At 70.4% G+C, this 6,231-nt stretch carries 6 protein-coding genes; 5 read left to right on the top strand and 1 reads right to left on the bottom strand.

Features of this window, described 5'->3' with window-relative positions; genetic code table 11:
• Positions 1-470: 470 nt before the first annotated feature.
• Positions 471-1,682, bottom strand: coding sequence for a dicarboxylate/amino acid:cation symporter (locus FS770_RS07920; RefSeq protein WP_144942731.1), 1,212 nt, complete (start codon positions 1,680-1,682; stop codon positions 471-473).
• A 307-nt stretch (positions 1,683-1,989) separates the two neighbouring features.
• On the opposite strand from FS770_RS07920, the gene FS770_RS13745 reads away from it, so the two are divergent.
• From FS770_RS13745 to FS770_RS07895, 5 genes are read left to right on the top strand one after another with little or no spacing between them, the layout of a single operon-like run.
• A complete protein-coding gene (locus FS770_RS13745; RefSeq protein ID WP_186366729.1) occupies positions 1,990-2,769 on the top strand; it encodes a hypothetical protein in 780 nt (259 codons plus the stop codon).
• Positions 2,766-3,986: a hypothetical protein gene (locus FS770_RS07915; protein ID WP_244944816.1), complete on the top strand. Its 1,221-nt coding sequence runs from the start codon at positions 2,766-2,768 to the stop codon at positions 3,984-3,986. Before FS770_RS13745 ends, FS770_RS07915 begins: the two co-directional genes overlap by 4 nt.
• Positions 3,979-5,034, top strand: coding sequence for an HAD-IIA family hydrolase (locus FS770_RS07905; RefSeq protein WP_144942732.1), 1,056 nt, complete (start codon positions 3,979-3,981; stop codon positions 5,032-5,034). The genes FS770_RS07915 and FS770_RS07905 overlap by 8 nt, the downstream gene beginning before the upstream one ends.
• On the top strand, positions 5,031-5,405 hold the full coding sequence (locus FS770_RS07900) for a hypothetical protein (protein ID WP_144942733.1): 375 nt from the start codon (positions 5,031-5,033) through the stop codon (positions 5,403-5,405). Before FS770_RS07905 ends, FS770_RS07900 begins: the two co-directional genes overlap by 4 nt.
• A gap of 3 nt (positions 5,406-5,408) precedes the next feature.
• Positions 5,409-6,185 carry a TlyA family RNA methyltransferase gene (locus tag FS770_RS07895; protein ID WP_144942734.1) on the top strand — a complete coding sequence of 259 codons (777 nt, stop codon included), beginning with the start codon at positions 5,409-5,411 and terminating at the stop codon, positions 6,183-6,185.
• Positions 6,186-6,231: the final 46 nt, after the last annotated feature.

The raw sequence follows: 6,231 nt of genomic DNA, 5'->3' as shown, positions 1-6,231 counted from the left end.
GTGGGGCCTCCCCGTGTTTAACACTGGTGTGTTCCACGAGGCACCCACCCAACACCCGAAACAACGGTACTGGTGCGGGCGTTGGTGGAAGGGCCCTGCGGGGTGGGAACCCAGTCGTGGGTTCCCACCCCGCAGGGCCCTTCATCATCCTCTGGGGGATTCCAGACGGTGAGGGCTCACGCCCCGCCGGCAGGTTCAGATGTCGCGCTGGGTGCGCCACCGGGGGCTGTAACCGGCGAGCCTTACGGGGCAGCTCATGGATATTGCCTCGAACCCACTGGCAGACACGTCTATGCCCAGGGTGAGCCATTGGCCTGCGCACGGGTCGGTTTACAGCCTCCTGATTGCTCTGGGCTGCTCAGATGCGGATCGCGCTGGGTGGGGATGGTTCCGGCTGAAGGCGTCGGGATGACTGTGGCGCGCCTGCCACGGGGGCCGGCGCGCCACGGGGCGAATTGCATGGCCTGATCTTATGCGGAGGTCTCTACCGGGGCGTTGCGCAGGGTGCCGTCCTTGACCCGCAGAACCCGGTCCATGACGGAGGCGATGGCACCGTCGCCGGTGACATTGCAAGCTGTCCCGAAGGAGTCGATGGCCACGTAGGTGGCGATCATCAGCCCCACGGCCGTCTCGTCGAAGCCGAGTGTGGACTGCAGGATGCCCACCGCGGCCATGATCGCGCCACCGGGAACGCCGGGTGCCGCCACCATGGTGACTCCCAGAAGGAAGATGAACCCGATGTACTGCCCCGTGCTGATGGGCATGCCGGAGATCGTCATGATGGCCAGTGAGAACAGGACAATCTTCATTGTGGACCCGGAGAGGTGGATGGTTGCGCACAGGGGAATGGTGAACCCTGCCACGCGGTCGTCCACACCGTTCTTCTTCGTGCACGCCAGGGTCACGGGAATGGTGGCGGCGGATGATGCGGTACCGAGCGCCGTCGCGTACGCGGGTGCCATGTTTTTGAGCATGACGAACGGGTTGCGACGGGCCACGAGGCCGGCCACGCAGTACTGGATGACCAGGATCACCATGGTCATGATGAACGCGAGGATGACCACCCGCAGGAACGTGGTGATGACGAGGACGATCTGCCCGTTCATCGTGAGGCTGAGGAACATGCCGAAGATGTAGACCGGCAGCAGGGGAATGATGACCTTCTCCACGACGCGCATCACGATGGTGCGCAGCTCGCTCAAGCCGTCGTGCAGCACGTTGCCCTTGATCAGGGTGATGCCCACGCCTAGGCAGAACGCGAGGACGAGTGCAGTCATGACGTCGAACACGGGCGGCATGGTGATCTCGAAGTATCCGGAGAGCGCGTGGTCCTCTGGATTCGCCAGGCCGTTGACCGTCCGTTCACCGCCGAGCAGCCACGGATAGGTGGATTTGGCGACCAGGAAAGCGAGCAGCCCCGCGAAGATCGTTGATCCGTAGGCAATGGCGGCTGTCACCGCGAGCCACTTGCCCGCACCGCGACCGAGGTCGGCGATGGCCGGGGTGACGAGTCCCACGATGATGAGGGGGATCAGGAAGCCGAGGAACTGGCTGAAGATGCCATTGAAGGTCGTGAAGACGCGGGCGAACCACTCGGGCAGGAACAGCCCGACCACGACACCCAGGACGATGGCCACGAGCACCCGCACCAGCAGGTTCTTGGAAAGGGATCTCAAATGCATGGTTCATTATCACTGGGATAGGTGCCTCGGGGGTCGCGATGTCGTGTGCGTGGCGTCGCACCCCGCGCGGCAGCGGCGCCGTCCTCACAGGGCACGGCTGGAACTGCCCAAGGTGCGTGGGGCAGTGGATGGGGAGGCATGACCTCCTGCTTTGCGCGGTACCCGGCATTGGGAGGGCCGCCCGCCGCGTTTGTAGAATGCTCAGCAGAGCAGTGGGCGTCGCAACAGGTCGAGGCCCGTCACAGTGTGGCCGCGGGCCACGGTAGGAGACACCCCTTGAGCGAATCGGATCAGCACGGCTCCCACGATGGCGACGACCGGCGGCGCGACAGTGGCAGGAACGGGCGCGGGTTCTCCCGCGATCGTCGTCGCAACGACGGCGCTCGTGACGGCCAGCGTCGCGGCGGCGGGTACCGGGGCGGTCGGCAGGACGGCGCGGGGCGCGGTCGGGACGACGCCCGCGGCGGGTACCGGGGCGAGGGAGAGCGGACCGATCGCGGTGGTGACCGGGATCGGGGCCGTCGTGAGGGCGGCGTCGGCGACCGCCGTGACGAGCGTCGTCGCGATGACCGCTCCGGTGGCTACCGCGAGGGCGGCAACCGTTCCCAGGGCGGCGGGTACCGGGGCCGCGATGAGCGCGGCGGACGTTCGGCGGACCGTGGATACGGCCGTGACGACCGTCGCAGTGGGCATGAGCGCCGTGACGACCGTGGGAGCCGTTCGGAGAACCGCAGTTTTGACCGGTCCGACCGTCGCGATGGAGGCGTCAGCGGTGGTGACCGCCGTGGTGGGTACGAGCGTCGTGATGGTCGTGGTGGCCGTCGCGAGGGCGGCTTCTCCGGTGGGAACCGCCGTGATGACCGCCGTCCGCGCACCGGTGACCGCAGCTACGGCCGTGATGATCGTCGCGGTGGCTTCACTCGTGACGATCGCCGGGATGACCGACGTGGCGGGGACCGGGTCCGCGACGACCGCCGCGGGGCAGCTCGCGGTGGTGATGGAGGGCGTTTCGAGCGCGAGGACCGTCGTCGCAGCCACGATGACGGCCAGCCCCGCTTCGTCGCACCGGACATCGACGCGGACGTGACCGGCCGCGAGATCGACCGCGTGACCCGTCACGAGCTCGACGCCCTCGAGCCGGGCAACGCCGAGCGCGTCTCCAAGCACCTGGTGATGGCGGCGCGCTACGTGGACGACGACCCCGAGTTCGCCCTCGAGCACGCCAACGCTGCGGTCCGCAAGGCCGGCCGGATTGGCGTCGTCCGCGAGACCGCGGGCATCGCCGCCTACGCCGCCGGAGACTACGCCCTGGCTCTCAAGGAGCTTCGCACGCACCGGCGCATCTCCGGCTCCCAGGAGCACCTGCCCATGATGGTCGATTGCCAGCGCGCCCTCGGCAGGGCGGACAAGGCCCTCGAAGAGGCCAGGTCCGGCGCCGCCGACTCCCTGGACGCGGAGGCCAAGGCCGAACTCGCCATGGTGGTCTCCGGCATCCACGCCGACGCCGGCGACCACGCCGCGGCGCTCACGGCCCTGGAGATCCCGCAGCTCGACAAGAACCGCGGCTTCTCCTACAGCCCCAAGCTCTTCCGCGCCTACGCGGACGCCCTGCGCGCGGTGGGCCGGGACTCGGAGTCGATGTCCTGGGAGCGCCAGGCCATCGTTGCCGAGGCCGCCCTCGGCATGGGCCAGTTCTCCGAGCCGGAGATCGTGGACCTCGGCGACGACCTGGACGAGGACGAAGCCGAACGCACCGTGCGCGAGGCACAGAGGCGGCACAGCGTCGGAGGGGTCGAGGACTCCACCAGGGGCGAGCGCGATGACGACGGCACTGAGCGCGCTGACCGTTCTGAGCGCGAGGACCGGACCGGGCACCGCGACGTCGACGGCGAGGGGCACGACGGCGCGGCGGACCACCGCGCCGAGGGCCCGGTGTCCGTGGCCGCTGCGGCCGAGGACGGGCTCGAAGTGGAGCCAGCCTCCAGAGATCTGACCACCAACGATCCGGACAGCTACCGCGGGGATGGCGACAGCGAACACACCACTGCCGCTTCGCTTCACGGCGGTGCGGGAGCCGCGTCCATCGACGGACCCGGTGACGACGAGCCCTCGGGCGACGAGCTGGGTGAGGACGAACTCGGGCGCGGCGAGTCTGGTGACGAGGACCTGGAGGGTGAGTTCGGCGAGGTGCCGGCCGACGGCGCCTACGGGTACGCGTCGGGGAGCGGGGCCGGTGCGGGCGAGCTCGACCGCGACCCCGTCGAAAGCGATGCGCTCGACGGCCGCGGTGCGAGCCATGAGTAAGACGCCGCGCGCCGGGAGAACCTCAGTGACTGATCGAGCCGGAGCGGATCAGGACCGCCCCCTCGTGGAGCGGTTCGACGCACTGTTGTGCGATCTGGACGGCGTGGTCTACGCGGGCCCCCACGCGATCGACGGGGCCCCCGTGTCGTTGCACCGCGCCCGTGAGAGCGGGTGCGCGGTCATGTACGTGACAAACAACGCGTCCCGCCCGCCCGCGGCTGTGGCCGAGCACATCACCTCGCTCGGTGCGCCCACCACGGCCGAGGACGTGGTGACCTCCGCGCAGGCCGCCGCCGCGCTGCTAGCAGACCGCCTCGCGCCGTCCGCTCGCGTGCTGGTCACGGGGGCGACGGCGCTCGCGGAGGAGATCTGCGCCGTCGGGCTCGTGCCGGTGCGCACCCAGGGGGAGGAACCCCACGCCGTCGTGCAGGGCTTCGACCCGCACCTGGGGTGGGAGGAGCTCGCCGAAGCGTCGTTCACCCTCGCGGACGACTCCGTGCTGTGGTGCGCGACCAACACGGACCGCACGATCCCGCGGGAGCGAGGCATTGCTCCGGGCAACGGGACCCTGGTGGCCGCGGTGGCAGAGGCGACCGGGCGGGAGCCTCTCGTCGCGGGCAAGCCAGAGGCGCCAATCTTCCGGGAGGCGGCTGGACGTGTGGGTGCTGCGCGACCCGCGGTGGTCGGCGACCGGCTGGACACGGACATCCTGGGCGCGCACAACGCGGAGATGGAGAGCATCGAGGTCCTCACGGGAGTGGACGGACCTGCCAGCACGATCGCCGCGCCCCCCGCGCAGCGGCCCACCTATCTTCTCGGCACCCTGAGGGAACTCTTCGAGCCGTACCCCTCCGTGGCGGTGGAACGCCGGGCAGGGCGGGTGCGCGCACGCTGCCGCGGGGCGGGTGCGGACGTTGCGAACGGCGTCGTGGTCGTGACCGCGCCGCGGGACGACCTCGACGGCTGGCGCGCTGCGTGTGCCGCCTGGTGGGCCGAGAACCCGCACGAGGCGGCCGAGCCCGCCGTCCAGTGGCAGGACCCCGCGTGAGCGAGGAGCGTGCGGAGCTGTCCGGCACGGATCTGCCCGGCACCGGGCCGGGGGACGCGCGGCTGCCGACCACGGATCTGCCGACCCCTGAGCTTAGGGACCCGGAGCAAAGTGCCACGGAGCCGCCGCGCACAGGCCTGGAGCCCGTGGACCGGGTGCTGGCCCGTGAAGTGGAGATCGGCGAGCTTCCCGTGACCCAGCGCGCGGCCGCCTACGCGGCCCTGCACGCCGAGCTCGAGCAGATTCTGGAGGCGCGTCCCGGGCACGTACCTTCGGGGCTGACCAGTGGCGCCGGGGGCTCCGTCGGCCCGGGCCAGCAGCGCGGTCCGGGCAAGAGTGGCGCCAACGAGCGCGCCCGGTCGGCACGGTAGCCGGTGGTGCCACGTCTCGACCGTGAGGTGACGGAGCGCGGCCTCGCCCGGTCCAGGACGGTCGCCGCGGTCCGGATCAAGGAGGGCCGTGTCAGGGTCAACGGCGCCGTGGCCGTGAAGCCGTCGGCGGTGGTGGGCCCGGAGGACGAGATCACGCTGGACGCGTCCGCCGGAGACGAGTACGTGAGCCGCGCCGGGCACAAGCTCGTGGGTGCGCTGGAGCGCTTTGCGGACGTAGACCCCGCCGGGCTGCGCTGCCTGGACGCCGGTGCTTCCACCGGCGGGTTCACGGACGTCCTGCTGCGCCGTGGTGCGCGCGAGGTGCTCGCCGTGGACGTGGGCCACGACCAGCTGGTTCCGCAGCTGCGCGAGGACCCGCGGGTGCGCGTGTTCGAGGGGCTCAATGTCCGCTACCTCGACCCGGCGCAGATCGGGGGACCGGCGGATCTCACGGTCTGCGACCTCTCGTTCATCTCCCTCACCCTGGTGCTGCCGGCCCTCGCGGGCGCTACACGGGCCGGCGGGGACCTGCTGCTCATGGTGAAGCCGCAGTTCGAGGTGGGCGTCCACAACCTCTCCCGCACCGGCGTCGTGACCTCCGAGACCGCGCGGGAGGCGTCCGTGCGGCGCGTGACGGCGTGCGCCGAGGACACGGGGCTGGATGTCCTCGGCACAGCCCCGAGCCCGCTGCCGGGGCAGGACGGCAACGTGGAGTTCTTCGTGCACTGCAGACGTCCTGGCGCACGGAGCGCGTCGGAGAGCTCGCGTAGTCTTGGCTGAGTCAGCCCACCGTGGGACCCGACCGCAGGAGGATGGACCCCCACTC

Source organism: Kocuria salsicia (genome assembly GCF_007681555.1).
Classification (GTDB): Bacteria; Actinomycetota; Actinomycetes; order Actinomycetales; family Micrococcaceae; genus Kocuria; species Kocuria salsicia.
Note: the sequence above shows the minus strand (reverse complement) of the source record. Positions and strands in the feature narration are given on the sequence as shown.

Bases quoted from the DNA above. Each gene is read 5' to 3' on its own strand.
- FS770_RS07920 (WP_144942731.1), bottom strand. From the start codon at position 1,682: ATGCATTTGAGATCCCTTTCCAAGAACCTGCTGGTGCGGGTGCTCGTG.
- FS770_RS13745 (WP_186366729.1), top strand. From the start codon at position 1,990: ATGGCGACGACCGGCGGCGCGACAGTGGCAGGAACGGGCGCGGGTTCT.
- FS770_RS07905 (WP_144942732.1), top strand. From the start codon at position 3,979: ATGAGTAAGACGCCGCGCGCCGGGAGAACCTCAGTGACTGATCGAGCC.